This is a genomic window from Deinococcus sp. NW-56 (assembly GCF_002953415.1).
Classification (GTDB): domain Bacteria; phylum Deinococcota; class Deinococci; order Deinococcales; family Deinococcaceae; genus Deinococcus.
Genome location: NZ_CP026516.1, coordinates 221296 through 248151, shown reverse-complemented (window position 1 = coordinate 248151; position 26856 = coordinate 221296). Strand labels below are relative to the sequence as shown.

Below are 26856 nucleotides of genomic sequence, written 5' to 3'. Positions count from 1 at the left end.
CCCATGAAGATCATCACGGCAACGGTCGGTGACGAAGGAGAAGTCACGCTGCCCCCCGAAGTGCTGGAGCGCCTGGGAGTGCGCGAAGGTCAGGAGGTCGAGGATGATGAGGGCGTCCATCTGCGACCGCCAGGCAAGAGCAGCACGGAGACGGAAGCAGAAAGCTCCGGCTGATGGTCCCACTGACAGGTCACATCCCCACCCCCCGCCATCTCCCCTACCCGCCCCCTCCCCCTTTCGGCGGATGCCCTTGCCGGGGCCGGGCGGCCACACTGGGGCCATCCTTCGGGCGGGGTCTCCGCACGGGAGCACACCTACAACCCGCCCCAAGACGAAGCCCCCACCCGAGTGAAGGTGGGGCTTTTTCATTCCCCGCCCACCCCCGCTCGCCCCGTAACCCACCCCCCACTCCTCCCTGCCCAACCGTGTAGCGTGTGCCATCTCCACCCCGTCTGCCCCCCGGCCCCACCCCCACTCCCCCCACCCCAGGAGTTCCCGCGTGCCCTATTCCACCCACCCCACCCCGCTGCTGGAGCGCGAGCACTGGCGGGACCTCGGCGGTCCCTGGCGCTTTGCCTTCGACGACGCCGCGCAGTGGTCGCACCCCGAGGAAGTCATCTTCGACCGCGAGATCGTGGTGCCCTATCCGCCCGAGAGCCCACGCAGCGGGATTCACGATCAGGACTTTCACCGGGTGGTGTGGTACGGCCGCACGGTGACCCTGGACGCCCACGAACGGCAGGGGCGGCTGCTGCTGCACTTCGGGGCGGTGGACTACCGCGCCCGCGTGTGGGTCAACGGCGAACTGGTGGCCGCGCACGAGGGGGGGCACACGCCCTTCACGGCGGAGGTGACCCGGCAGGCGGCCTTCAGCCCCACCCTGGAGGTGGTGGTCCGGGCCGAGGACGATCCCCACGACCTGACCCAGCCGCGCGGCAAGCAGGACTGGCAGCGCGAGCCGCACTCGATCTGGTACCCCCGCACGACCGGCATCTGGCAGCCCGTGTGGCTGGAGCCGGTGCCCGAGACCTATCTGGAGCGCCTGACCTGGACGAGCGACATGCAGCGCTGGCAGATCGGGGTGCGGGCCGTGCTTCAGGGCGAGCTGGGGCCGGACCTGACCCTGCGGGTGCGGCTGTGGCGCGGTAGCGAACTGCTGATCGACGACCGCTACGCCGTGACGCACCTGCACATGGCCCGGCAGCTCTCACTGGCCGACCCCGGCATCGACGACTTCCGCAACGAGCTGCTGTGGAGTCCGGGGCACCCGCAACTGCTGGGCGCCTGCGTGGAGCTGTGGCGCGGCGAGGTGCTGCTCGACCGGGTCCACAGCTACGCGGCGCTGCGCTCGGTGGGGGTGTCGGGCGACCGCTTCCTGCTTAACGGGCGGCCCTACTACCTGCGGATGGTGCTGGATCAGGGCTACTGGCCGGAGGGTCTGCTCGCCGCCACCGACGACGAACTGCGCCGCGACGTGGAACTCGCGCGGGAACTGGGCTTCAACGGCGCCCGCAAGCACCAGAAGATCGAGAACCCGCGCTGGCTGTACTGGTGCGACGTGCTGGGATTACTCGTCTGGGAGGAGATGCCCAGCCCCTACCGCTTCACGCCCGAGGCCGTGGGGCGTCTGACCCGCGAGTGGCTGGAGGTGCTGGCACGCGACATGTCGCACCCCTGCATCGTGGCGTGGGTGCCCTTCAACGAGTCGTGGGGGGTGCCGGACCTGCCCAACAACCCGGCGCACCGCGACTACGTTCGGGCGCTCTACCACCTCACCAAGACGCTGGACCCCTCGCGTCCGGTGATCGGCAACGACGGCTGGGAACACACCGCCACCGACCTGCTCACCATCCACGACTACGCCGACGACCCCGAGGTGCTGCGCGACCGCTACGGCACCCGCGAGAGCACCCGGCACGCGCTCGAACACCAGCAGCCCGCCGACCGGGTGATCACGCTGGGCGACCTGCCCGAGGCCGGGCTGCCGGTGATCCTCTCGGAGTTCGGGGGCATCGCCTATATCCCGGGGCACCAGAGCGGCTGGGGCTACAGCCAGTCGCAGAGCGAGGCGGCCTTTCTGGGCGACTACTCCCAACTCCTGAGCGTGGTCCACAGTTGCGCGGGCCTGGCCGGGTTCTGCTACACCCAGCTTGCCGACACCTTTCAGGAGAAAAACGGCCTGCTGTACGAGGACCGCACCCCCAAGGCCGACTCCCGCGCCCTGTCGCGCAGCACCCAGGGACCCCGCACGGCGCGGGACATCGCGGTCTCGCCGCTCTCGAACCCCTTCAGCCACTCCGGCCGCTGGCGCCCCCACCAGGACTGCCCCCCGCCCTTCCGCACCCCCGAGGAAGCCGAGGCCGAGGTCTAGGCCGGGGGCAAAGGGGAACGGGCCTCCCCTCAGGAAGGCCCGTCCGGTTCTGCCTGGCTCCGCTCAGCGCCGCCGCGCCAGCGCCCACGCTCCCGGCAGCAGCAGCGCCGCGAGGCCGATCTTGAGGGCGTCCCCGACCAGGAAGGGCGTCAGGCCCGCCGTCAGGAGCGCCTGCCCCTTCAGGCCGGTCACCAGGCCCAGCCACGTCAGGCCGAAGCCGTAGATCACCCCGCTGGCCGCGAGCATGGCGAGGGCGGCCCCGGCGGGCTTGCGGTCCAGGGCGTAGCGCTGCACCAGCCAGCCCACCAGCGCGGCGGCGAAGACATAGCTCAGCAGGTAGCCGCCCGTCGGCCCGGCGAACTTGGCGAGGCCCGCGCTGCCCCCCGCGAACACGGGCAGCCCCGCCGCCCCGGCCAGCAGGTAGGTGGTCAGGCTCGCCGCCCCGCGCTTCCACCCCAGCGCCGCCCCGACGAGCAGCACGGCCAGGGTCTGGAGGGTGATCGGCACGGGCCTCAGCGGAATCTCGACCTGCGCGACGAGGGCGACGAGGGCCGCGCCCCCGAGAACGAGCGCTGCGTCGCGGACGAGGCTGGAGTGCGGCGCGAGTGTGCGGGCGAGGGTGGGGTGGGCGAGTTGCGTCATGGGGTGTCCTCCTGGGGACGGGAAGGGGTGGAGAGGGAACCGACAAGCTGCACGTCGCCCGCGTGAACGGGAACGGTGGAGCCGTCGGGAAGGCGAACGAGGAGGCTGCCCCCCGCGTCCAGATCAAGGGCGGTGCCCGAGACCTCGCCCCGCGCCGCCCCCACCCGGACCTCGCGGCCCAGGGTGAGGTTGGAGCGGCGCCACGCGGTGAGCACGTCCTCCGGTGGGGCCGAGAGCCAGCGCTCCAGCTCAGCGAGAAGGCGCGAGAGCAACTCGGCGCGGGTCAGCCCCGGCCGGAACTCGTGCAGGTGGGCGGCGCCGGGCGGTGCGGCCGCCACGTTGACGCCGAGGCCGAGGACCGCGCGGCGGGCTTCCTCGCCCCGCAGGTCGGCCTCCAGCAGAATCCCGGCGAGCTTGCGGCCGTCCGGCGCGAGGAGGTCGTTGGGCCACTTGAGGCCGCCCACCCCGCACGCGGCGTGCAGCGCAACCCCGGCGGCCAGCGGCATGAGGGCGAGGTCGGGCAGGGGCAGCGGCCCGTGCAGCAGCACGCTGAAGACCAGCGAGCCGTGCGCGGTGTCCCAAGTCCGCCCTCGCCGCCCGCGCCCGGCGGTCTGCCGCTCGGCCACCACGACCGCGCCGTGGGGAGCGGGGCCTTCGGGGTCGTCGGCCCAGGCCCGCGCCTCGTCCTGGGTGCTGCCCAGGGTGCCCCGGTAGCGCAGCGCCCGCCCGAAGGTGCCGAACACAGGCACCAGCCCCGGCGCGGGCGTGCCGGGCGCGAGGGCATACCCGGCGCGGGTGGTGAGCACGGGCACCCCCTCCGCTTCCAGCCGCCGCGCCAGCGTGTTCACGGTGACCCGGTTTACCCCCAGCCGCGCTCCCAGGGCGTCCCCGGACTGGTGCTGGTCGGTGAGCAGGGGCAGGAGGCGGTCGGGCACGTTCAGCGTTCTAACGGATCGGCTGAACGAAAGGCAATGAACCGGGTTCAGAGAGGCGGGCCGCCGGGCGGTGGGGAGGCGACCGCCAACCGTGATTCCCGCGTCAGGCCCGGTTGGGGCCGTTTGCTATCTTCGGGGCATGACGATGGTGCGGCAGACCCGGCAGAGACAGGCGGTGATCGAGGTGCTGCGCGAGTCGCGCGAACACCCGGACGCCGCGTGGATTCATGGCCGCGTCCGCGAGGCGCTGCCGCAGGTCAGCCTGGGCACGGTGTACCGCACGCTCGACGCCCTCGTGCGCGACGGGGTGGTGATCACCATCGAGCGGGCGGGGCAGGCCACCCGCTACGACTACAAGCACGCGGGCCACGACCACCACCACGCGGTGTGCCGCTGCTGCGGGGCGATCTTCGATGTGGAGGCCGCCGCCGTTCCGGTGCTGCCCCCCTCCGCGCTGCCCGCAGGATTTCAGGTCACGGGCGTGCGGCTGGAGTTCATGGGCGTGTGCCCCGACTGCGGGGCCAAGCCTCCAGTCACGGACTGACCGGGCGCTCCGTCCCGGCCCTCCCGCGCTAGCCTGCCGGGATGACCGCCGCCCCCGCCACCCCGCGCCCCCGCTCGCTTCTGCTCCCTTTTTTGCTGGGGTGGGGCCTGGGGGCGCTGGTGCTGCTGCTGGTGCGGGGGGTGGGTTTCACGCTGCTGGACGGACCCTGCCAGGGCCGCACCGTGCTCGCGCTGCTGCCGCCGCTGCTGCTGGGGCCGGGGGGCCTGGCCCTGACCGCCGTGAACTGGGGCCGCCCCCGCCGGGCCGCGCTGACGCTGGGGCTGGTGGTGGCCTCGCTCTTTCCAGCGCTGGCGGTGGGGGCGCGGGACATCGGCATCCTGCGGGCCTCGGGCTGCGCGGGGGGCTACGTGGTGGTGTCGCGTGAAGGCGAATCGGTCGCCGAACTCACCGTGGATGCGGGCACGACCCTCGACCTCACCGCGCGGGTGGGAGGCTACTCGGCGCAGACGCACCCTGGCGCGTTCCAGTTCAGCACCCAGACCACCGCGCCCGGCGTGACGGCCACCTTCGGGCAATCAGAGGTCGCCGCCGGGGAGACGGTGCCCATGCGGGTCACCATTTCGCCGGAAACGCCCGCCAACACCTACACCCTTAACGTGCGCGGCGTGCAGCGGGGCGAGGAACAGACCTTTGAGGCGACGGGCGCCCTGACCCTCAACGTGCGGCGCTGAGGCGTGCGGATGTTGGTCGGGTCTGCTTCCCCAGGGTCGGGCGGTAGGCTGGGGCCGTGAATGTGGCGGAACTCTCCAGCATCAGTCTCCAGACCTTCCTGACCATGCTGGTGGTGATGGACCCCATCGGCCTCGCGCCCATCTTTATCGGGCTGGCCGGAAACCGCCCCAGCTTCGAGCGGCGGCGGGTGGCCATGAAGGCCACGCTCGTCGCGGGCGTCATCATTCTGCTGTTCGGGCTGTTCGGCCGGGCGCTGCTGGAACACCTCGGTATTAGCCTCAGCGCGTTCCGGATCGCGGGGGGCATCCTGCTTTTCCTGATCGCGCTCGACATGGTGTTCGCCCGCCCCAGCGGCTCCAAGGAAACCCCCGAGGAGGAACAGGAGGCGCAGGAGCGGCAGGACATCAGCGTGTTTCCGCTCGCCATCCCGCTGATCGCCGGACCCGGCACCCTCGCCAGCATCATGATTCTGGCCGGGGACGCGCACGGCAGCGTGCCACTGCTCTCGGCGGTCTTTTTCGTGACCTTCGGGGTCCTGCTGCTGTGTTACCTCGCCCTGCGCCTCTCGGGGCAGATCGCCCGCGTGATCGGCGTGACGGGCGTGCATGTGGTCACCCGCGTGCTGGGAGTGCTGCTCGGCGCCCTGGCCGTGCAGTACGTGGCCGACGGGGTGCTGGAGTTCCTGCGCGGCGGCACGGAGGAGGCGCTGCGTGGGTGGTGGAGCGCGGGGGGCTGAGCGCCCGGTCCCAGGGCGTTCGCTGGGAAAAAGACCCCTCACCCCGCTGCTGGCGCAGCGCCCCTCTGCAAGCAGCTCTACGGGTCTCCCCTCGGAGAGGAATTTTTAGCCCTCTCCCAGGGGGAAACTGGCACAGCCGCTTGCGAAGGGGCCTCGCGCAGCGTGGGGGTGAGGGGTCCCCGCCCCCACGCCCTAAGCGACATGGCGCAACATCTGCGCGGGGGGGCCGCTCTAGAATGCTCCGCGTGAACCTACACACGAGCGTGACCGGAAAGGAGGCACGCGAGCTGCGGGTGGTCCCCGACCTCAACGCACCGCGCGTGCTGGTGCTGAACGCATCCTACGAGCCCCTGCACGTCACCAGCGTCAAGCGTGCCATCACGCTCGTGCAGTACGGGGTCGCGGAGGTGCTGGAACTCGGGAGCGACGTGGTGCGCTCGCCCTCAACCGTGCTGCGGGTGCCCAGCGTGATCCGCTTGAAGCGCTACGTGCGGCGCCCGCGCGTGCATCCGGTGCCCTTCAACCGCCGCAACGTCCTGAGGCGCGACACCTACACCTGCCAGTACTGCGGTTCCGATCAGGACCTGACGCTCGACCACGTCATGCCCCGATCGCGCGGCGGGCGGCATGGCTGGGAAAACGTGATCACCGCCTGCCGCCCCTGCAACCAGCGCAAGGGCAACCGCACCCCCAGCGAGGCCGGAATGCCCCTGCGGACCCGTCCCCGCGCCCCCACCTTCGGCGTCTACGCGCACGGGCAGTTTGCCCACTGGCAGCCCGAGTGGGCGCAGTACATCGGCCAGGGCTGAAAGCGCGAAGGCCAGCAGGGAGCGGGGGCCGGGGGGCCTCCGTTTTCTCTGGGCGGCGCTCCTCCGGGGTCCGGCGCCGCCCTACACTGCCCCGCATGACCCGCGAAGAAGCCCTCGCGCTGATGTACGCCCACACCCCCTCCGAGTCGTTGCGGCGCCACATGCTGAACGTGGAGGCCGCGATGCGCTGGTATGCCCGCTCCTGGGGCGAGGACGAGGAGCTGTACGGCATCACCGGCCTGCTGCACGACTTCGACTATGAGGGGCACCCGCAGGAGCATCCGACCTGGGGCGTGGCTTACCTGCGGGAGCACACTGACCTCCCCGCCGAGGTGCTGGACGCGATCCTGGGGCACGCAACTTACACGAGCGTGTCCCGCGACACGCGGCTGGCGAAGACCCTCTTCGCGGTGGACGAGCTGACCGGGCTGGTGCAGGCGGCGGCCCTGATTCGCCCCGACCGGGACGTACGCGGCGTGGAACTGAGTAGCCTGAAAAAACGCTTCAAGACACGCTCCTTTGCGGCGGGCGTGAACCGGGAGGAGGTCGAGCAGGGAGCACGGGAGCTGGGCGTGGACCTGGACACCCACATGACGAACGTGCTGTGGGCGCTTCAGGACATGGCCGCCGACTCATGAGACGGGCCTCCGCACATGAAGGACTCATGGACGTGCACTCAGCGCCCGGCCATGTCGCCCGCTCAGACTGTGCTCAATTCACCCGTTGCTGACACAGCGACCTCAAGGAGACCCATGAACAAGACCCTGCTGACCCTGGCCCTGATCTTTGCCGCCCCCGCCGCCCTGGCGACCGCCCCCGCGGCGGGCTACCTGCAGGTGCAGGACGACACCACCGGCACGGACACCGCGACCGACACGGGCACGACCGACGACTTCGGCGGCACGGTCGGCGAAGGTGAGGAAGGCGTGGCCGAGGATCTCGGCGAGAACGTGGACCAGGCCGCCGAGGAAACCGGCGAGGCGCTTGATACCGCCGCCACCGAGACCGGCGAGGCTGTGGATGCCGCCGCTGAGGAAGTCAACGACGCCGTTGACCCCAACGGCGACGGCGTGGTGGATGCCAACAACGACGGCGTGGCCGACACCCGTCAGTTCCCCTGGGGCCTGCTGGGTCTCGCGGGCCTCTTCGGCCTGGCGGGCCGCAACCGCCCCGGCCCGGTGCCCGTCGCCACCCACACCACGACCACCAGCACCACCGACCGCCGCTAAGCGCGTCTTATCAGACCGTCCCCGCCTCCGGGCTGGGGGCGGTTTTTTTGATGGGCCGCCTTAGTGTCCTGGCCTTGCGAGGCCACGAAGAAGACCCCCGGCCGGAGAGCCAGGGGCCGCGGGGGCAGAAGCCGGTCAGGCGCGGGGCGGAAAGCGCACGAAGGTCATCCAGAATTCCTCGAAGGCGCGGATGGCCTGCAGGAAGTTCTCGAAGCCGACCGGCTTGACCACGTAGCCGCTCGCGTGGCGGGCATAGGAGCCGCGCACGTCCTCGTCGGACTGGCTGGTGGTCAGCATGACGACCGGAATGGTGGCGAGGTCGGGGTCGGCCTTGATCTCCCCCAGCACCTCCAGCCCGTTCTTGCGCGGCATGTTGATGTCCATCAGGATCACGTCGGGGCGGGGGGCACCCTGGTGCTCGCCCTCGCGGCGCAGGAAGTGGAGCGCTTCCACGCCGTCGCGGACCACATGGACGCGGTTGGGCACCCGCGCCCCCTCGAAGGCTTCCTGGGTCAGCAACACGTCCGGCTCGCTGTCCTCGACGAGCAGAATCTCGATATGTCCCGCCCGTGGCGGCAGGGCGGCGAGGTCGGGCGTCACGCGTCCTCCCGCCACAGCGGCAGCCGCAGGAGGAACGTCGTGCCCTGGCCGGGCGTGGAGGTCAGGGTGAGGCGGCCGCCATGTGCCTCGGCGATCTTGCGGCAGATGGCGAGGCCCATGCCGTTGCCGGGATAGGTCTCGCGGGAGTTGAGGCGCTGGAAGATCGCAAACACCCGCTCATGATACTCAGGTGCAATCCCGATTCCGTTGTCTGCCACCCGAATGAGAACTTCTTCTCCTTCCTGAGCGGCGGTGACGCGCACCCGGGGCGTCACGCCTTCCCGGTGGAACTTCAGGCCGTTGCCGATCAGGTTGGTGAGCAGTTGCACCAGCAGCCCCGGATGGCCCCGGACCGTCTGCGGCGTGTCCCAGTCGAGCTGCCCCCCGGTCGCCGCCAGCAGGGCGCGGACATTGCCCTGGGCCTGCCGCAGCGCTCCGTCAAGTGGGACCGGGGTGGGCGCGGCCCCGGTGCCCCCGGCGCGGCCCACCCGCGCGAAGCCCAGCAGGTCCTGAATCAACCCGCGCATCCGCCCGACCGCCTCGACCATGAACCCGAGGTACTGGTCGGCGCGGTCGTCGAGCTGCCCGTGGTAGCGCCGCGCGAGCAGCTCGGCGTAGCTGCCCAGCGTCCGCAGCGGCTCTTGCAGGTCGTGCGAGGCGACGTAGGCGAACTGTTCGAGTTCGGCGTTGCTGCGCTCGAGGTCGCGCACGGCCGCTTCGAGTTCGGCGCGGGCCTTCTGGCGCTCGCCGATGTCCTGAAACATCACGACCGCCCCGCTGACCTCGCCCGCCGCGTCCTGGGTGGGGGAAACCACGTAGGACACCGGGACCGGGTGGCCCCCCGCATGCCAGAACACGTCCTCCTCGCAGCGGCGGGGCTGACCGTCTTGCAGGGTCTGGTGGATGGGGCATGCCTCGAGCGCATACACCTCGCCGTCCGCACGGTGGTGGTGGATCAACTCGTGCTGGTCCGCCCCGATCAGGCGCTCGACCCCGTAGCCCAGCAGCCGCGCCGCCGCCGGGTTGGCGAAGGTGGTGCGCCCCCGGCGGTCCAGCCCGAAGATGCCTTCCCCCGCCGCCGTGAGCAGCAGGGTGGAAAAGCGGGTCAGTTCGGCCAGTTCGCGGGTGCGCTCAGCCACCCGTTCCTCCAGCTCGGCGCCCCACGCCCGCAGGTGTTCCTCAGCGGCCTTGACCGCGCTGAGGTCCTGATTGACGCCGACCCACTCGCGCACCTGACCGTCCGGCCCCCGCACCGGCACTCCCCGCGCCAGCATGGGCACGTAGGTGCCGTCGGCGCGGCGCAGGCGGTACTCGGTCTGGTACAGGCTGCGGGTGGCCGAGGCGTGCGCCCAGGCCAGCTCCGCCGACGCTCGGTCGTCGGGGTGCAGGGCGGCGAGCCAGCCCACGCCCGCGTACTCGGCCTCCGTCTGCCCGGTAAAGGCCGTCCAGTCGGGTTGCGGTCCCCCGAAGGTGCCGTCGGCGGTGGTGGTCCAGACAATCTGCGAGGTCGCCTCCACCAGCGAGCGGTAGCGCTGCTCGCTGCGTTCCAGCTCGCGGCGCAGGGTCTGCTCGCGCGTCACGTCCGCGAAGACGGTGGTGACCTGCTTGGCCTGCCGGGTGCCGGGAATGTGGCGCGGCAGGGCCGTCACGTTCAGCCAGCGGGTGCCCCCGGCTTCCTCCGGGAGGGCCACACCCACCAGCACGTCGCGTTGTGCCTCGCCCGTCTGTCCGGCGGCGCGGGTGGGCAGCTCCTCCGGGGAGAGCCGCTCCCCCGCCGCCGAGACGACGTGCCAGCCCTCCTGCGCGGGGACCTTTCCGGTCATCTGCGCGAGGCTGAGGTCCAGCAGGCGTTGCCCGGCCGCGTTGGCCTGAAGCACCCGGCCGTCTTCCGCCTGCACCAGCAACCCCAACCCCAGACCGTCCATCAGTTCCTCGGCGACCTCCAGAGGGTGCCGGGAGTCGCGCAGGTGCAGCAGCACGCCGCCCTCCCCGTCGGGGGTCAGGGTTGCCAGCGCCGGGGCCAGCGAGCCGGGCAGGCCCACGCTGCGGCGCACCTCGGGCACCCCTCCGCGCACCTGCGCGGCGGCATCGGCCAGCAGCCCGGCGGTTTCCGGCGAGAAGAGGCCCGGCCAGCCGCCCGGCCCCGGTTCGCCCAGCCGCTCGCGGGCCGCCGGGTTGAGCCAGGCCACGCCCCCTTCCCCCGTCAGCCGCAGCACGGGGTCGGGGAGGGCGCCCAGCAGGGCGGAGGCCCCCGCCACGGGCGTCAGGGCCACCGGGGCCTCATCCGCGCAGGGCATACCCGACGCCGCGCACGGTGCGCAGCAGGCCGTAGCCGTCGAGGTCGCGCAGCTTGGCCCGCAGGTTCGCCATATGCACGTCCACGACGTTGCTGCCCTCGGGCAGGCGGCCCTGCCAGATCTCCTGGCCGATCTCCTGGCGCGAGTACACCCGGCCCGGCTGCCGGATCAGGAGGGCCAGGATGTCGAACTCCTTGGGCGAGAGCCGCAGTTCCTCGCCTTTGTAGGTCACCAGCCGCTTCTGGGGGTCGAGCGTCAGGTCGCCCATCGTCAGGCTCTCGGTCACGCGCTGCCGGAGCTGCACCTTGACGCGGGCGAGCAGCTCGTCGGGGTGAAAGGGCTTGATCAGGTAGTCGTCGGCGCCCAGGCCCAGCAGCCGGACCTTCTCGTCCACGGTGTCGCGGGCGGTCAGCACGATGATGGGCACGGCGCTGTTCTTGCGCAGCCGCTGCACCACGTCGCCGCCGTCGAAGTCGGGCAGGCCGAGGTCGAGCAGGATCAGGTCCGGGTGGTCCTCGCGTGCCCGGATCAGGCCGTTCATGGCCGAGTCGGCGTGCTCGACGGCGTACCCCGCGTCTCCGAGGTCCATGCGCAGCACGTTGGCGATATCGAGGTCGTCCTCGATCACAAGAATCCGTTGGGCACTCACCCCCTGATGATACCCGTCTTCATAGGCACTTCAGAAGAAATCGTGAGGAGCGCCCCATTCCCCCCACATCCGGGGGTGGGGGACCTCATGTGCTAGGCTGCGGGGACTGCGCCCCGCGCCCCCCGACGGGCCGGGCCGACACAATCCGCCCTCCCCTGGGCCATGCCCCGCGCCGTTTTCGGGCCTGGCCGCACCTCTCGCCCCGTGCCCGCGGCTTCCCCGTCTTCCCGGTTCCCGCCGCGTACCCGGACTTCCCCGGAGACCCCATGACCAACCCCTCCCAGGGCGGCCCGCCCTCCCCCACTCCCGCCCCGCATCTCGAAGTCGTGCCGCTCGGCGGCATGGGCGAGATCGGCAAGAACATCACCGCCTACCGTTTCGGCGACGAGATCATGGTCGTGGACGGCGGCCTCGCCTTTCCGGACGCCCACCAGATGGGCATCGACCTGATCATCCCCCGCATCGACTATCTCCAGCAGCACGCCGGGCTGATCAAGGGCTGGATCCTGACCCACGGCCACGAGGACCATATCGGGGCGCTGCCCTACATCCTGCCCCGGCTGCCCAAGGTGCCCGTATACGGCGCTCCCCTGACGCTGGGGCTGGTGCGCGAGAAGCTCTCCGAGTTCGGCATCAAGGACGGCGACGTGGACCTGCGCGAGGTGGACCTCAACGACAAGGTCCGCATCGGCAAGCACTTTCATGTCGAGTTCCTGCGAATGACCCACTCCATCCCCGACAACATGGGCTACCTGCTCACGACGCCCGCCGGGGTGGTCATGCACACCGGGGACTTTAAGCTCGATGAGCAGCCCGCCGACGGCAAGCCCTCTGACCTCGCCCGCATTGAGCAGGCGGGCAAGGACGGGGTGCTGCTCCTCATCAGCGACTCCACGAACGCCGAGCGGCCGGGGCGCACCCCCAGCGAGGCCGAGGTCGCCCGGAATCTGGAGGAGCTGATCTCGGGCCTGAAGGGCCGGGTCTTCCTGACCACCTTCGCCTCGCAGGTCAACCGCATCCAGAACCTGCTGCACATCGCCCACCGCCAGGGCCGCCGGGTGGTGATGGAGGGCCGCTCGATGTTGAAGTACGCGCAGGTCGCGCAGGCCACCGGGCACCTCGAGACGCCCGACCCCTTCCTGACCTCGGAGGAAGTGTCGGGGCTGCAAGACCAGCAGATTCTGTATGTCTGCACCGGCTCGCAGGGGCAACCGATGGCGGTGCTGGGCCGCCTGGCCTTCGGCAACCACGCCAAGATCGCGCTGCGGCGCGGCGACAGTGTGATTCTGTCCAGCAACCCGATTCCCGGCAACGAGGAAGCGGTGAACCTGATCGTCAACCGCCTGTACGAGATCGGCGTGGACGTGTACTACCCGCCCACCTACCGGGTACACGCCTCCGGGCACGGCTCGCAGGAGGAGCTGGCGACCATCCTCAACCTCGCGCGGCCCAAGTTCTTCCTGCCCTGGCACGGTGAGCCCCGGCACCAGATCAACCACGCCAAGCTCGCCCAGACGCTGCCCCGGCCCCCCAAGCGCACCCTGATCGCCAAGAACGGCGACGTGGTGCGGGTCGGACCCGACGAGTTCAAGGTGACGGGCACCGTGCCCGCCGGGGCGGTGTACGTGGACGGCCTCGGCGTGGGCGACATCGGGGACGACGTGCTGCTCGACCGCGCCTCCATGGGGCAGGAGGGCATCCTGATCATGACGGCGGTGCTGCACCCCACCCCGCACGTCGAGATCGTCTCGCGCGGCTTCGTGCGCTCCAACCGCGAACTCGACGGGCAGATTCGCAAGGTGGCGCTGGAAGCGGTCGAGGGCGGCCTGCGCGAGAAGAAGCGGCTGGAGGACGTGCGCGACGACATGTATGGGGCCGTGCGCCGCTTTGTCCGCAAGGCGACCGGCCGCAACCCGGTGCTGATTCCGATGATCGTGGACTGAAGCCTTTCAAGGGAACGGGCCGGAGCTGTGAAGGCTCCGGCCCGTTCCTGCCGACCTCACTCCTGAAAAATCGTGGTCGTGGTGGTCGTCGTCTCGGTCTCGACCTCCGGCTCGCGGGGAGCCTCTCCCGTCACCTCGTGGTGCTCGGTGTGGCGGTGGGTCTCGCCGCTGGGGGTGGTCACTTCGGTGGTCTCGGTGTGTTCCTCGTGCTCGCGTCTCGTCATCGCTGGCACCTCCTGGGTTGTGAACTGGAGCCTCAGCCTACCCCGCAGGCAGGGGCCACGGCGGGCCGTCTCAAGGGTCGGTGAGGGGACGGCCCGGCCCGCTTCCCAGCGCAGTCTTGCCCACGTTCACCTCCCGGACCCGTGCGATAATGCCCGCCATGAGCGTGATTCCCTACGTGATCGAACAGACCGGACGGGGCGAGCGGATGTACGACATCTACTCGCGCCTGCTGAAAGACCGGATCATCTTTGTGGGCACGCCCATCGAGTCGCAGATGGCGAACACCATCGTCGCCCAGCTCCTGCTCCTCGATTCGCAAAACCCCGAGCAGGAAATCCAGATGTACATCAACTGCCCCGGCGGCGAGGTCTACGCCGGGCTGGCGATCTACGACACCATGCGCTACATCAAGGCGCCCGTGTCGACCATCTGTGTCGGCATCGCCATGAGCATGGGCAGCGTGCTGCTGATGGCCGGGGACAAGGGCAAGCGCATGGCCCTGCCCAACAGCCGCATCATGATTCACCAGGGCTCGGCGGGCTTCCGGGGCAACACCCCCGACCTCGAGGTGCAGGCCAAGGAAGTGCTGCACCTGCGCGACAAGCTCGTCAGCATCTACCACAAGCACACCGACCTCCCGCACGACAAGCTGCTGCGCGACATGGAGCGCGACTACTTCATGTCGCCCGAGGAGGCGCAGCAGTACGGCCTGATCGACTCGGTGATCGAGAACACCCGCTCGCTGGAGGCGGCGCTGTGACCGGGCGCGGCGGCGCACCGGGCGGGGACCGCTGCTCGTTTTGCGGGCGGCAACACCCCCAGATCGCCCAACTGATCGAGGCGCCGGGCCGCGCGGCCTTTATCTGCAACGAGTGCACCGACCGGGCGCACGAACTCGTCAAGCAGAACAAGAAGGCCGGGAGCGAGTTCACGCTCGAAGAACTGCCCACCCCCCGCGAGATCAAGGCCTACCTCGACGAGTTCGTGATCGGGCAGGACGAGGCCAAAAAGGCGCTCGCGGTCGCGGTCGTCAGCCACTACCAGCGCCTCGCGCACCCCGACGTGAACCTGCAAAAGAGCAACATCCTGCTGATCGGGCCGACCGGGACGGGCAAGACGCTGCTCGCCCAGAGCCTCGCCGAGATGCTGGAAGTGCCCTTCGCCATCGCGGACGCGACCACGCTGACCGAGGCGGGCTACGTGGGCGACGACGTGGAGAACGTGATCGTGCGGCTCTTGCAGGCCGCCGAGTACGACGTGGCGGCGGCCGAGCGCGGGATCATCTACATCGACGAGATCGACAAGATCGCCCGCAAGTCGGAAGGCACCAGTATCACCCGCGACGTGTCGGGCGAGGGCGTGCAGCAGGCCCTCCTCAAGATCATCGAGGGCACGGTCGCGCAGGTGCCGCCGCAGGGGGGCCGCAAGCACCCGCAGCAGGAACTCGTGCAGGTGAACACCAAGAACATCCTCTTTATCGTGGGCGGCGCCTTCGAGAGCATGGCCGAGATCGCCCGCGCCCGCACGAACGTCCGTGCGGTGGGCTTCGGCGCCGAGCACCGGGGCGAGGAGAAGGAGGAACTGCGCTTCCTGCCCGAGGACCTCGTGAAGTTCGGCCTGATTCCTGAGTTCGTGGGCCGCCTGCCGCTGGTCGTGCAGCTTCAGGACCTCGACGAGGACGCGCTCGTGCGCATCCTGACCGAGCCGCAGGGCGCCATCGTCAAGCAGTACCAGGCGCTGTTCGGCTTTCAGGACGTGAACCTCGAATTCAGCGAGGCCGCTCTGCGCGAGGTCGCTCACCGCGCCCGCGAGCGTAAGACCGGGGCGCGTGGCCTGCGGGCCGTGCTGGAAAAGGCGATGACCGACCTGCTGTTCGAACTGCCGGTCGAGGGCCTGCGCGACCTGCGCTTCGACGCCCCGCACATCGACAATCCGCTGGCGTTGCTTGAGTCTAATGGACTCAAGAAGTCTGCCTAAACGCAAGAGAGATTACAGCGGTTTCCCGCCCCAGTCCCTAGACTTCCGGGACATCGTGGGCGGGATTCTCTTTGGAGCTTCCCGCGTTAGACTCACCCAATTCCCGGCTCTCCGGCCGGTTTCGAAGGAGCAAGCATGATCTGGGAACTTCCCGTAGTCGCCCTCAGAAATATGGTCATCCTGCCCGGCATCACCATGAACATCGATGTGGGGCGTCCCAAGAGCAAGCGGGCGGTGGACGAGGCGCAGAGCAGCGACCGCCGCGTGCTGCTGCTGACCCAGCGCGACCCCCGCACCGACGACCCCACCCGCGCCGAGCTGTACGACGTGGGCGTGCTGGCGGTCGTCAAGCAGGTCGTGCGGATGCCCGACAACACCTATCAGGTGCTGGTGGAAGCGCAGGAACGCGCCCGTGTGGAAGGCGAGGTGCCCTCCTCGTACCTGCGGGTCCGCGCCGAGACGCAGGCCGCCACGGTGCCCGCCGACGAGACCCAGGCCCGCGAGGTGCAGGTACTCGCGCAGGAGGTCAAGGCCGCCTTCGAGGAGTACCAGCGCCAGAACAAGAACCTGCGACTGGACAACTACCAGCTTGAGGGCCTGAAGAACCTCTCCGACGCCGGGGCGTTGGCCGATCAGGTCGCGCACCACGCCACCTGGACGCCCGAGGAGAAGCAGGAGGTGCTGGGCGCCGTCTCGCCCCGCACCCGCCTGGAAGCGGTGCTGAAGTTCCTGACGCGCGACACCGAGCGCTTCAACATGGACAAGAAGATCGCCGGGCGCGTCAAGGAGCAGATGGACGCCAACCAGCGCGAGTATTACCTGCGCGAGCAGATGAAGGCGATCTCCAAGGAACTCGGCGGCGGCGAGGACGGCCCGGCCGAGGTCGAGGCCCTGCGCGAGAAGATCGAGGCCGCCGGGATGCCCGACTCGGTCAAGGACAAGGCCCTCAAGGAACTCGCCCGCCTGGAGCGCACCCCCGGCGGCAGCCCCGAGAGCACGGTCGTGCGCAACTACATCGACTGGCTGACCGACGTGCCGTGGAGCAAGCGCGACGAGGAGATCCTCGACATCGGGCGCACCCGCGAGATTCTGGACGCCGACCACTACGCGCTGGGCGACGTGAAGGACCGCATCCTGGAGTTCCTGGCCGTGCGCCAGCTCACCCACAAGGAAGGCGAGACCGAGGAACAGCGCCGCGAGCGGGCCGCCGAGGAGCGCACCGACGACGCCGAGCTGCGGGCGCCCATCCTGGTGCTGGTCGGCCCTCCCGGCGTGGGCAAGACCTCGCTGGGCAAGAGCATCGCCCGCTCGCTGAACCGCAAGTTCGTCCGCATGGCGCTGGGCGGCGTGCGCGACGAGGCCGAGATTCGCGGCCACCGCCGCACCTACATCGGCTCGATGCCCGGCCGCATCATCCAGGCGATGAAGACGGCGGGCGTGACCAACCCGATCATCCTGCTCGACGAGATCGACAAGATGAGCAGCGACTGGCGCGGCGACCCGTCGAGTGCGATGCTGGAGGTGCTGGACCCCGAGCAGAACCACACCTTCCAGGACCACTACCTGGAGGTGCCCTACGACCTCTCGCAGGTCATGTTCATCACGACGGCAAACACCCTGCAGACCATTCCCCGGCCGCTGCTCGACCGCATGGAGGTCATCCAGATTCCGGGCTACACCCAGCCCGAGAAGGTGGAGATCGCCAAGCGCTACCGGGTGCCCCGGCAGATCAAGAGCCACGGCCTGACCGGGCGGCTGGAGATCACCGACGCGGCCCTGAACCGGATCGTGGAGGAGTACACCGCCGAGAGCGGCGTGCGCAACCTCGACCGCCAGATCAGCAAGCTGGCCCGCAAGGCCGCCCGCGAGCTGCTGGAGCAGCCCTGGGAGGGCCTGAAGATCATCGACGCGGCGGACATCCCCGAGTACCTCGGCGTGCCGCAGCACCGCCCCGACCGGATGGAGAAAGAACCCCAGGTCGGCGTGGCGCAGGGCCTGGCCTGGACCAGCGTGGGCGGCACGATGCTGCTGGTGGAAGCGCTGGCGACCCCCGGCACCGGCAAGATCGTGATGACCGGCTCGCTGGGCGACGTGATGAAGGAGAGCGTGGCCGCTGCCATCGCCTATCTGCGGGCGAACGCGGCCCGCTACGGCGCGGACCCCGACTTCCACAAGACGATGGACCTGCACGTGCACTTCCCCGACGGGGCGACCCCCAAGGACGGCCCCAGTGCGGGCATCACCATCGCCACCGCCGTGATCAGTGCGGTGACCGGGCGCCCGGTGCGGCTGGACGTGGCGATGACGGGCGAGATCAGCCTGCGCGGGCGCGTGCTGCCCATCGGCGGCGTCAAGGAAAAGCTGCTCGCCGCGCACCAGGGCGGCATCCGCGAGGTCATCATCCCGGCGGACAACGAGCCGAACCTGCAGGACGTGCCCGACTCCATCCGGGGCGACCTCCGCATCCACACCTTCGAGCGGGTGGGTCAGGTTCTCGACCTCGTGCTGCTGCCCAAGCCCGCTGAGGAACCCGCGACCATCCCGCCCACCCAGGGCCGGGACGTGACGCAGCCGGGGGCGTGAGGAAGCCTTCAGCGATCAGCCTCCAGCCGTCAGCCGACGGCACACTCCCCCGCTTCGGCGGGGGTTTTTATTTCCCCTGGCGGTGCGCCTGCCAGCGCTCGCGCAGCGTCCCGAAGTTCGCATCGATCCTCGCCTGGGGCAGCACCATCTGGGTGGTCGTGCCGTGCCCGATCTCGTCGCCCAGCTCGGAAACGGCGCGGAGGTCGCAGACAATCCGGCGGCCCTCCATCCGGGTCAACGTCGCCGTTACGGTGACGGTCATGCCGGGCAGCGCGGAGGCGGTGTGCGTCACGTCCACCTGGGTGCCGATGCCGCCCTCACCGTCTTCGAGGAAGGGGAGGATGATCTTGCGCCCGGCTTCCTCGAAGTGGCGGGCCAGCCAGTAGGTCGCGTAGACGGGATGCACGGCGCCGAGTTCGGCGAACTGCACGGTCATCTCGTCGGTGACGAGCACGGTCAGCGTCTGGGAGAAGCCGGGCGGGATGGGGCGCATGGGGCGAGGGTAACAGAGGGCACCCACTGTGAAGAAACCCGTTCCGGTGCCGTCTCTACCCCCCCGGTACACTGCCCCCATGATCAAGCTGCCTGACCTGTTCACTCTGATCCGGGAAGCGGCCCTGGCCTTCGGGCAGGACAAGGCGCCCCGGCTGGCGGCGGCGGTGGCGTACTACTCGATTTTTGCCATCGCGCCCATGCTGTTTTTTGCCCTGGCGGTCGCCAGTGGCCTGCTGGCCAACGTGAACGTGCAAGAACGCCTCTTCGAGTTTCTGGCACAGAACATCAATGAGAGCGCCGTGGAGTTCGTGCGCGGCATCCTGCCTTCGGGCAGCCAGCTTCAACAGAGCAGCCTGATCGCCAGCATCATCGGGTTCGTGACGCTGTTCATGGGGGCGACTGGCCTTTTCGTGCAGGTGCAGGACGCCCTGAACACGCTGTGGGGCGCCGAGCCGGGACCGCAGGCGGGCATCTTCAACATCGTCAAGGCCCGGCTCAAGGCCTTTGTGCTGATCCTGGGCTTCGGGGTGGTGATCATCGCGTTTCTGGTGGGCAACACCTACCTGTCGGCCATCGCGCAGGGGCTGGGCGACACCATCGGGATGGGGGCGTTTTTCGTGCGGCTGTTTACCCTGGTCGCCAGCGTCGGGGTGCTGACGCTGGTGTTTGCGGCCGTCTACCGGGTGCTGCCCAACGTCAAGCTCCAGTGGCGCGAGGTCTGGGCTGGGAGCATCGTGACGGCCGCGCTGTTCACGCTGGGGCAACTCGGCATCAGCTGGTACCTCGCCCGCTTCGCGCCGGGCAGCGCGTTCGGAGTGGCGGGGGCGCTCGTGATCCTGCTGCTGTGGGTGTACTACTCGGCCATGATCTTCTTCTTCGGGGCCGAAGTGACCTGGGTCTATTCCCAGAAATACGGCTCGGGCGCGGGCGGGGCCGTGAGCGTGACCAAGAAAGAGGAGTTGGTGAACAAGGGCGCCGACCTCGACCCCACCCCCTCCGAGCAGGAGCTGGAAGGGCTGCGCCGCGCCGCCGAGCAGGGCAAGCCCATTCCGGGGCGCTGGGCCCGGTTGGTGAAGGGCGTGCAGGAGCGCCGCCCTGAGTTGCCGCGCGTGCTGCCGGAAGTTCCCTCGCATGCCGAGGGCCGGATGCTGCCCACCGTACGCGGAACGCTGTGGAACGCCCTGACCGCGCTGCTGGCCGTGCCCGCCGTGATCGTGCTGCGGGTGCTGGGGCTGACGGGCGGCCAGAAGAAGTAAGGCGGACTGGACGGCGGGGTGCGGGGAGAAAGACTCCCCTGCACCCCGGCCCGCTTGGTTACGGCACTGACACCGGGTAGGGCAGCGTGCCCTCGTAGATCGCGCGGCCCACGATGGCGCCCTCGATGCCTTCCTCGGCAAGCAGGCGCACGTCCTCCACATTCGCCACGCCGCCGCCCACGATTAGGGTGTTCACCCACAGGCCGCGCACCTGCCGCATCAGCTCGCGGTCGAGGCCCTTCAGGGTGCCGTCACGCGTCACGTCGGTAAAAATCAAGGTTTCCAGCCCGGCGTCGGCCAGCTGAGGAGTCAACTCCGCGACCCCAAGGCCGCTGCCCTCGGCCCAGCCGTGGATGGCGACCTCAAGTCCCCGCGCATCGAGGCTCACGACCACCCGCTCGGGGCCGTGTGCGGCGATCAGGTCGCGCACCAGCGCCGGATTCTTCACCGCCGCCGTGCCGATCACGACCCGCTCGACCCCGGCTTCCAGCAGGGCCTCCGCGGCGGCGCGGTCGCGGATGCCGCCACCGACCTCCACCGGCACCCCCAGCTCGGCAGCGATCTGGCGAAGGATCGCCCGGTTCTCCCCACGCCCGGTCGCCGCGTCGAGGTCCACCAGATGCACCAGCCCCGCGCCCAGGCCGACCCAGTGCCGGGCGGCCTCCAGCGGCGAGTCGAAGTAGACCGTCTCGCGGTCGGGGTCGCCCTCGTACAGCCGCACAGCGCGGCCCGACTGGATGTCCACGCAGGGAATGATCTGGGGCTGGAAGCGGGGGGAGCCGGAGGTCATGCGGGTCAGGATAGCGGCCCTGGCGGGAGGCTCCGGGGGTTCAGGGGGTACACTCCGGGGAATCGTGCGTATCGGGATCGTGACCGCCACCTACCTGCCGTCCCGCAACGGCGTCGCCACGAGTACGGCGCTGTACGCCCGTGGCCTGCGCGAACGCGGGCACGAGGTCCGCATCTTCGCGCCGCGCCATCCCCAGGCGCGGGGGCACGAGGAAGGCGTCTACCGCCTCAACTCGTCCTTTGCCGGGGCTCGGACGCTGGGGGCACCCGCCGACTACCCGGTCATGCTCGCGCCAGGGCCGCTGCTCACGTCGCGGCTGCCGCTGCGCGATCTCGACGTGCTGCACACCATGCATCCTTTCCTGGCGGGGCGGCTCGCGCTGCGCTGGTCGCGGTTCTCGGGGGCTCCGGTGGTCTTTACCGCGCACACCCAGTACGACCAGTACCTGCACTACGCGCCCATGCCCAAACGGGTGGGCCGGGCGATGCTGCGCCCGCATGTGGCCGCGTTTGCCCGGCGGGTGGATACGGTGCTCGCGCCGGGCCGCGCGATGGTCGAGATGCTGCGCGAGTACGGCTTCGGCGGAGAGGTCGAGCTGTTTCCCAACCCGGTGGACCTCGCAGCGTTTCGGGAGGCGCGGGGCGAGGAGTTCCGCGCCGAGTACGGAGTGCCGGGGGACGTGCCGCTGGCTATGTACCTGGGTCGCCTCGCCGCCGAGAAGAATCTGGAGGTGATGCTGCGGGCTTTCGCGCAGGCGCAGGCGTCGCGGCCTGAGCTGCGGCTGCTCGTCGTGGGCGACGGGCCGGGGCGGGCGGCGGCGCAGGCGGTCGCGCCCCCCGGCGTCACCTTTACCGGACCCGTTCCCTACGCCCGCGTGCCGGGGGCGCTGGCCGCCGCCGACGCCTTCATCACGGCGAGCACGTCCGAGGTGCTTCCGATGAGCATGATCGAAGCGCTGGCCGCCGGAGCGCCGCTGGTGGCCGCGCAGAGCCCCGCCGCGCTGGACCTCGTGCAGCCGGGGGTCAACGGACTGGTCACGGACGCGGCGCCGGAAGCGCTGGCCGCCGGACTCCTCGGCGTGCTGCGCCCGGATCGCCTGCCCGCTCTGCAAGCCGGAGCGCGGGCGAGCGCGGCGCAGTACGACCTGCCCACCCGCGCCGCCGCGCTGGAGGAGGTCTACCGCCGGACGGTGGCGCAGGGGCGAACGCGCAGCCGACTCTAGACCGGGCGGGGCGGATAGGCCGGGCGCAGCTTTTGCCCTCCGCCCAAAGAAGAACCCCCGCCTGTTCGCGGGGGTCTTGCTGGTGCCGAGGATGGGATTTGAACCCACACGCCTCGCGGCGCTAGTCCCTGAAACTAGTGCGTCTACCAATTCCGCCACCTCGGCCTACCTTGGTTGCGCCCGCGTGGGGGCGCGTTTCAGGGCTTGCTTACTTTAGCGGGGGGGCGGGGGGCTGTCAACCACTGCGCTTCAGCGGGGTCCACCCAGCCGACTCTCCAGAAAGGCCCACACGTCGGCGGCCTCCTCGATCACCAGCGCGGTCGGTTTGCCCGCCCCATGCCCGGCCCGCGTCTGGATGCGGATGAGCACCGGGGCCTCTCCCCCATGCGCCCGCTGGAGTTCGGCGGCGAACTTGAAGGAGTGGGCGGGGACCACCCGGTCGTCGTGGTCGCCCGTGGTGATGAGCGTGGCGGGGTAAGGGGTGCCTTCCCTCAGGTTGTGCAGGGGCGAGTAGGCCAGCAGCGCGTCCAGCATCTCCGGGTCGTCGGCGCGGCCATAGTCGGAGGCCCAGGCCCAGCCGATGGTGAAGTGCTGGTAGCGCAGCATGTCCAGCACGCCGACCTGCGGAATGGCCGCCGCAAAGAGGTCGGGGCGCTGGGTCATGCAGGCTCCCACCAGCAGGCCGCCGTTGCTGCCGCCCTGGATGCCGAGGTGCGCGGGCGAGGTCACGCCCGTCTTGATCAGATGCTCGGCCACCGCGATGAAATCGTCGAAGACGTTCTGCTTCTGCCCCAGCGTGCCCGCCCGGTGCCACTCCTCGCCGTACTCGCCGCCGCCGCGCAGGTTGGCCTGCACGTATACGCCGCCGCGCTCCAGCCACGCGAGGCGCGAGGGGCTGAAACCGGGCGTGAGGCTGATGTTGAAGCCGCCGTAGCCGTACAGCAGGGTGGGGTTCTGGCCGTCGCGGACCATTCCCCTTCGCGCCACGATAAAGAGGGGGACCCGCGTTCCGTCCCTGCTGGTGGCGAACTCCTGGGTGACCTCGTAGGCCGAGGCGTCGAAGGTGAGCGCAGGCTCGGCCAGCGGTTCCAGCTCGCCGTCCGGGAGGAGCAGACGGTAGGGCAGTGCCGGGGTCAGGAAGGACGTGAAACCCAGGAAGACCTCGGGGTCGTCCTCCTGGGTGCTGAGGCCCATCAGGGAGCCGAGGCCGGGCAGCGCAATCTCGCGCCCGCGGGTGCCGTCGCGCCCGTAGAGGGTCAGGCGGTGGCTGGCGTCCTCCAGCGTGACGGCGAGGAGGCCGCCCGGCACCGCCGCCACGTAGTCCAGCTTGTGCGGCCCCTGCGGGATGAGGTCGCGGCGCTCGCCCGTCTCCAGATTCCAGGCGATCACCTTCTCGCGCGGCGCGTCCTCGTCGGTCTTGAGCAGCAGCACGTCGCCCTCGCTGCCGATCAGCTCGAAGCTGGCCCGGAAGTCGGGGACGAGTTCGGTCCAGGGGCTGTCCGAGCCGAGGTCGCGCACCCACAGCAGGTTCTTGGGGTCGGTGCCCTTCCAGACGTGCAGAACGAGGAAGCGGCCATCGTGCGTGACCTGCGGGCGGAAGCCCCAGTCAGGCTCGTCGGGCCGGGCGACGACCAGGGTGTCCTCGGCCTGCGGGGAGCCGACCCGGTGGAACATCAGGCGCTGGTTCCTGTTCGCGCCGGTCAGGACGCCGCCTTCCCCCGGCGCGTCGTAGGCGCTGTAGTAGAAGCCGGAGCCGTCGGGCAGCCACTCGGCCCCGCTGAACTTGCTCCAGTCCAGGCGATCGGGAAGGTCCTCGCCACTCACCACGTCGCGGACCTGCCACGTCACCCAGTCGCTGCCGCCGCTCTGGGTGCCGTAGGCGAGCCGCCTCCCGTCCTCGCTGACGGACGCCCCCGCCAACGCCACCGTCCCGTCCGCGCTGAGGGCATTGGGGTCGAGCAGGGTGCGCCACGGTCCGCGCGGGCTATCCGCCACCTCCAGCACCGGCTGGTTCAGCAGGCCGGGATTGAACTGGCGGAAGTATCGCGCCCCGCGTTTCCAGGGCGTGCCTTCCTTGGGGTAGTTCCACAGGGCGGTCAGGCGCTCGCGGTAGGCGGCGCGGGCGGGCAGGGTGTCCAGGTGGGCGGCGGTCACACGGTTCTGGGCCTCCACCCAGGCGCGGGTTTCCGGGCTGTCGGGATCTTCCAGCCAGCGGTAGGGGTCGGGCACGCGGACCTCGCGGCCGTGGGGATCGGTGTACACGTCCACGTGGTCGCCACGCGGAGACTCTGGGTATGGGAGGGTCACGGGGGCATTCTGTCATGGGGAGGGGGCGAGGCTATCCGCCGATCTTCAGGGCCGTGACTGCTCGGTCGTCCGTGGTTCAGAGCCACCAGCAAGCCCTGGCGGGAGATCGCCCGATCCCCGGCCTACTCCCGCCAGAGTTGACCGGGGGCGTGGAGCCAGACGTTCTCGTGCGCGGGCAGCATGGAGGCCTTCTGCGCCAGGGCAAAAGCCAGTTTCGCCCGCAAGAAGGTGTGGTGATGACCATCGGTGCCGCCCGGATTGGGAAACATGTCTGCCCAGTCAGCGGGGAACCGCGCCCAGAGTCGTCCGCTGTCCCTCTCCGGCACGTCGGGCGGGAAGGTTGGGTCAAGCCCCAGTGCCCGGAAGCTGACATCCCGGTCCCCAGTGGCCTGCATCGGGCCCCAATCCACGAACGGGCCTCTTGCTGGGTCAGCATCTCCTGTTTTCACCTTTCGGCACCGATGATCAGGAGGCAAAAAAGGGGCGAGGCCCGCAAGCCCCGCCCTCCCCTGTCCTTCCGGTTTTACTTCACCAGACCGAGCTTGCGAACCTCGTCGCGCTCCTCGATCAGTTCCTGCGCGGTGGCGTCCATCTTGCCCCGGCTGAACTCGGAGACGTCGAGGCCCTGCACGATCTCGTACTGGCCGCCGCTGCACCGCACGGGGAAGCCGTAGATCAGACCCTCGGGCACGCCGTAGGAGCCGTCCGACGGGATGCCCATGGAGACCCACTCGCCTTCCGGCGTGCCCAGCGCCCAGTCACGCATGTGGTCGATGGCTGCCGACGCCGCCGACGCCGCGCTGCTGGCCCCCCGCGCCTCGATGATCGCCGCGCCGCGCTTGGCAACGGTGGGGATGTAGGTGCTCTCGTACCACTCGCGCTCCACGAGGTCCAGCGCGGGCCGGCCGTTCACCGTCGCCTGCGAAAGGTCGGGGTACTGGGTCGAGGAGTGGTTGCCCCAGATGGTGATGTTCTTGATCGCGCTCACGGGCCGCCCGGTCTGCTCGGCGAGCTGCGAGATGGCGCGGTTGTGGTCCAGACGCACCATCGCGGTGAACTGCTTCGGATCGAGGTCGGGCGCGTTCTGCTGCGCGATCAGGGCGTTGGTGTTGGCGGGGTTGCCCACCACGAGCACCTTCACGTCGCGGCTGGCGACGGCGTTCAGGGCCTCGCCCTGCGGCTTGAAGATGCCGCCGTTGGCGCTCAGCAGGTCGCCGCGCTCCATCCCGGCCTTGCGGGGCATCGCGCCCACGAGCAGCGCATAGTCGGCGTCCTTGAAGGCGACCATCGGGTCATCCGAGGTCACGATGTCGGCCAGCAGGGGGAACGCGCAGTCGCGCAGCTCCATCACGACGCCGTTAAGGGCCTTGAGCGCGGGCGTGATTTCCAGCAGTTGCAGGATGACGGGCTGGTCCTTGCCCAGCATGTCGCCGGACGCGATGCGGAAGAGCAGGCTGTAGCCGATCTGCCCGGCAGCGCCGGTGACGGCCACGCGGACGGGTTGCTTGGTGTTCATGGTCATGGGACTTCCTCCTGAAAGGTGAGTTTCGCCCAACAATAACGCGGGGGCTGAGGCCGAGACGGGGGCGTTCCCGTGGGGGAGACAGAAACGCGACCAGCCGTGAACCCTCAGCGGAGGGGCCTCCTCAAATCGGCGCGTCCTCCTGAAACCTCGGCTCCCGCTTCTCGCGCAGGCTGCTCAGGCCCTCGCGCACGTCGGGGCCGGTGAAGCCCAGGAACTCGAGGGCGAGGCTGGTGTCGAAGGTCGGCCCCATCGCCCGCAGCCAGTTGTTGAGGGCGTATTTGGTCCATCGGACGGCGGTGGGACTGCCCGAGGCGAGCTTGCGGGCGACGGCCCACGCGCGGTCGAGCAGTTCCTCGTCGGGCACGCACAGGCTGACCAGGCCGATGCGCTCGGCCTCCTCGCCGGAGACGGGTTCGCCCGTCATCAGGTGATACTTGGCTTTGTTCAGGCCGCACAGCAGGGGCCAGATGATGGCCGCGTGGTCACCCGCCGCCACGCCCAGCCGCACATGCCCATCCAGAATCCGGGCCGACTTCGCGGCGACGCTCACGTCCGCGAGGAGGGCGACCGCCAGCCCCGCGCCCACGCAGGGGCCGTGGATGGCACTCACGACAGGCTTGCCGCAGTTCACGAGGTTGTACACGAGGTCGCGGGCTTCCTTCCACACGCGGGCCAGCGCCGTGAAGTCCTGGCTCATCTCCTCGATCAGCGCAAAGTCGCCGCCCGACGAGAACCCCCGGCCCTCGCCGCGCACCAGCACGCAGCGGATGCCCTCGGCGGCGTCGATATCGCGCCAGATGTACGTCAGGGCACGGTGGGCCTCGGCGTCCACAGAGTTCAGGGTCTTCTCGTTGCGGAGGACGACTTCGAGGATGCCGTCCCCATGCAGGGTGAGGTGCAGGCCGGGGTAGGCGCCCGGCGCGGTGAGTTGCTGGGCGGTCAAGGAGTGGGCGGACATGGCGGGAGGCTAACACCCCCCGGCGGGGGTGCGAATGTGCGCAGACGCGGGGGCGGCGCACGTCCTACGC

General features: G+C 70.0%; 26 protein-coding genes and 1 tRNA gene. 14 read left to right on the top strand and 13 right to left on the bottom strand.

What is annotated here, in order from left to right; all coding sequences use genetic code 11:
- The first annotated feature begins 3 nt into the window (after window positions 1–3).
- Window positions 4–174, top strand: a complete 171-nt coding sequence (locus tag C3K08_RS17770) for an AbrB/MazE/SpoVT family DNA-binding domain-containing protein (RefSeq protein ID WP_158679807.1) — start codon at window positions 4–6, stop codon at window positions 172–174.
- A gap of 325 nt (window positions 175–499) precedes the next feature.
- Window positions 500–2371, top strand: a complete 1872-nt coding sequence (locus C3K08_RS01355; protein ID WP_104989708.1) for a glycoside hydrolase family 2 protein — start codon at window positions 500–502, stop codon at window positions 2369–2371.
- A 63-nt stretch (window positions 2372–2434) separates the two neighbouring features.
- Here the strand turns inward: C3K08_RS01355 and C3K08_RS01350 are convergent, their stop codons facing one another.
- Window positions 2435–3013: a biotin transporter BioY gene (locus tag C3K08_RS01350; protein ID WP_104989707.1), complete on the bottom strand. Its 579-nt coding sequence runs from the start codon at window positions 3011–3013 to the stop codon at window positions 2435–2437.
- Complete coding sequence (locus tag C3K08_RS01345) at window positions 3010–3948, bottom strand: biotin--[acetyl-CoA-carboxylase] ligase (RefSeq protein WP_104989706.1); 939 nt, start codon at window positions 3946–3948, stop codon at window positions 3010–3012. The genes C3K08_RS01350 and C3K08_RS01345 overlap by 4 nt, the downstream gene beginning before the upstream one ends.
- Window positions 3949–4087: 139 nt before the next feature.
- Between C3K08_RS01345 and C3K08_RS01340 the strand changes: the two genes are divergently transcribed.
- The 6 genes from C3K08_RS01340 (at window position 4088) to C3K08_RS01315 (ending at window position 7959) form a co-directional block, all read left to right on the top strand.
- On the top strand, window positions 4088–4492 hold the full coding sequence (locus C3K08_RS01340; RefSeq protein WP_104989705.1) for a Fur family transcriptional regulator: 405 nt from the start codon (window positions 4088–4090) through the stop codon (window positions 4490–4492).
- A gap of 41 nt (window positions 4493–4533) precedes the next feature.
- Window positions 4534–5184 carry a hypothetical protein gene (locus C3K08_RS01335; protein WP_104989704.1) on the top strand — a complete coding sequence of 217 codons (651 nt, stop codon included), beginning with the start codon at window positions 4534–4536 and terminating at the stop codon, window positions 5182–5184.
- Between the two features lie 56 nt (window positions 5185–5240).
- A complete protein-coding gene (locus C3K08_RS01330) occupies window positions 5241–5921 on the top strand; it encodes a MarC family protein (RefSeq protein ID WP_104989703.1) in 681 nt (226 codons plus the stop codon).
- 236 nt (window positions 5922–6157) lie between these two features.
- On the top strand, window positions 6158–6730 hold the full coding sequence (locus C3K08_RS01325; protein WP_104989702.1) for an HNH endonuclease: 573 nt from the start codon (window positions 6158–6160) through the stop codon (window positions 6728–6730).
- A 95-nt stretch (window positions 6731–6825) separates the two neighbouring features.
- Window positions 6826–7368: an HD domain-containing protein gene (locus C3K08_RS01320; protein WP_104989701.1), complete on the top strand. Its 543-nt coding sequence runs from the start codon at window positions 6826–6828 to the stop codon at window positions 7366–7368.
- A 114-nt stretch (window positions 7369–7482) separates the two neighbouring features.
- The gene (locus C3K08_RS01315; RefSeq protein ID WP_104989700.1) at window positions 7483–7959 is read left to right on the top strand and encodes a hypothetical protein; all 477 of its coding nucleotides are present in this window, start codon (window positions 7483–7485) and stop codon (window positions 7957–7959) included.
- 135 nt (window positions 7960–8094) lie between these two features.
- Here the strand turns inward: C3K08_RS01315 and C3K08_RS01310 are convergent, their stop codons facing one another.
- From C3K08_RS01310 to C3K08_RS01300, 3 genes are read right to left on the bottom strand one after another with little or no spacing between them, the layout of a single operon-like run.
- A complete protein-coding gene (locus tag C3K08_RS01310; RefSeq protein ID WP_234009110.1) occupies window positions 8095–8559 on the bottom strand; it encodes a response regulator in 465 nt (154 codons plus the stop codon).
- Complete coding sequence (locus tag C3K08_RS01305; RefSeq protein WP_234009109.1) at window positions 8556–10832, bottom strand: PAS domain-containing sensor histidine kinase; 2277 nt, start codon at window positions 10830–10832, stop codon at window positions 8556–8558. The genes C3K08_RS01310 and C3K08_RS01305 overlap by 4 nt, the downstream gene beginning before the upstream one ends.
- 7 nt (window positions 10833–10839) lie before the next feature.
- Window positions 10840–11505, bottom strand: coding sequence for a response regulator transcription factor (locus C3K08_RS01300; protein WP_104989698.1), 666 nt, complete (start codon window positions 11503–11505; stop codon window positions 10840–10842).
- A gap of 266 nt (window positions 11506–11771) precedes the next feature.
- On the opposite strand from C3K08_RS01300, the gene C3K08_RS01295 reads away from it, so the two are divergent.
- The gene (locus tag C3K08_RS01295; RefSeq protein WP_104989697.1) at window positions 11772–13448 is read left to right on the top strand and encodes a ribonuclease J; all 1677 of its coding nucleotides are present in this window, start codon (window positions 11772–11774) and stop codon (window positions 13446–13448) included.
- A 56-nt stretch (window positions 13449–13504) separates the two neighbouring features.
- Here the strand turns inward: C3K08_RS01295 and C3K08_RS17765 are convergent, their stop codons facing one another.
- Entirely contained in the window at window positions 13505–13672 is a 168-nt protein-coding gene (locus C3K08_RS17765) for a hypothetical protein (protein WP_158679806.1), read from the bottom strand.
- A 149-nt stretch (window positions 13673–13821) separates the two neighbouring features.
- Here C3K08_RS17765 and clpP point away from each other — a divergent pair, with 149 nt between their 5' ends.
- From clpP to lon, 3 genes are all read left to right on the top strand, one after another.
- Entirely contained in the window at window positions 13822–14433 is a 612-nt protein-coding gene (clpP, locus tag C3K08_RS01290; RefSeq protein WP_104989696.1) for an ATP-dependent Clp protease proteolytic subunit, read from the top strand.
- Entirely contained in the window at window positions 14430–15650 is a 1221-nt protein-coding gene (gene clpX, locus C3K08_RS01285) for an ATP-dependent Clp protease ATP-binding subunit ClpX (RefSeq protein ID WP_104989695.1), read from the top strand. Before clpP ends, clpX begins: the two co-directional genes overlap by 4 nt.
- 135 nt (window positions 15651–15785) lie before the next feature.
- Entirely contained in the window at window positions 15786–18233 is a 2448-nt protein-coding gene (gene lon, locus C3K08_RS01280) for an endopeptidase La (protein WP_104989694.1), read from the top strand.
- Between the two features lie 67 nt (window positions 18234–18300).
- On the opposite strand, the gene C3K08_RS01275 is transcribed toward lon, so the two are convergent.
- The gene (locus C3K08_RS01275; RefSeq protein ID WP_104989693.1) at window positions 18301–18726 is read right to left on the bottom strand and encodes a thioesterase family protein; all 426 of its coding nucleotides are present in this window, start codon (window positions 18724–18726) and stop codon (window positions 18301–18303) included.
- Between the two features lie 79 nt (window positions 18727–18805).
- Here C3K08_RS01275 and C3K08_RS01270 point away from each other — a divergent pair, with 79 nt between their 5' ends.
- Window positions 18806–19984, top strand: a complete 1179-nt coding sequence (locus tag C3K08_RS01270) for a YihY/virulence factor BrkB family protein (RefSeq protein WP_104989692.1) — start codon at window positions 18806–18808, stop codon at window positions 19982–19984.
- A 58-nt stretch (window positions 19985–20042) separates the two neighbouring features.
- On the opposite strand, the gene hisA is transcribed toward C3K08_RS01270, so the two are convergent.
- Window positions 20043–20774, bottom strand: a complete 732-nt coding sequence (gene hisA / locus C3K08_RS01265) for a 1-(5-phosphoribosyl)-5-[(5-phosphoribosylamino)methylideneamino]imidazole-4-carboxamide isomerase (protein WP_104989691.1) — start codon at window positions 20772–20774, stop codon at window positions 20043–20045.
- Window positions 20775–20838: 64 nt separating this feature from the next.
- Here hisA and C3K08_RS01260 point away from each other — a divergent pair, with 64 nt between their 5' ends.
- A complete protein-coding gene (locus C3K08_RS01260; protein ID WP_104989690.1) occupies window positions 20839–21996 on the top strand; it encodes a glycosyltransferase family 4 protein in 1158 nt (385 codons plus the stop codon).
- Window positions 21997–22076: 80 nt separating this feature from the next.
- Here C3K08_RS01260 and C3K08_RS01255 read toward each other — a convergent pair.
- The 5 genes from C3K08_RS01255 to C3K08_RS01240 form a co-directional block, all read right to left on the bottom strand.
- Window positions 22077–22161 (bottom strand) — tRNA-Leu (locus tag C3K08_RS01255).
- Between the two features lie 84 nt (window positions 22162–22245).
- A complete protein-coding gene (locus C3K08_RS01250) occupies window positions 22246–24303 on the bottom strand; it encodes a prolyl oligopeptidase family protein (protein WP_104989689.1) in 2058 nt (685 codons plus the stop codon).
- A gap of 122 nt (window positions 24304–24425) precedes the next feature.
- Complete coding sequence (locus tag C3K08_RS17760) at window positions 24426–24713, bottom strand: hypothetical protein (protein ID WP_158679805.1); 288 nt, start codon at window positions 24711–24713, stop codon at window positions 24426–24428.
- A 113-nt stretch (window positions 24714–24826) separates the two neighbouring features.
- Window positions 24827–25819: a malate dehydrogenase gene (locus tag C3K08_RS01245; protein ID WP_104991846.1), complete on the bottom strand. Its 993-nt coding sequence runs from the start codon at window positions 25817–25819 to the stop codon at window positions 24827–24829.
- A gap of 130 nt (window positions 25820–25949) precedes the next feature.
- Window positions 25950–26786: an enoyl-CoA hydratase/isomerase family protein gene (locus C3K08_RS01240; RefSeq protein ID WP_234009108.1), complete on the bottom strand. Its 837-nt coding sequence runs from the start codon at window positions 26784–26786 to the stop codon at window positions 25950–25952.
- Window positions 26787–26856 lie beyond the last annotated feature (70 nt).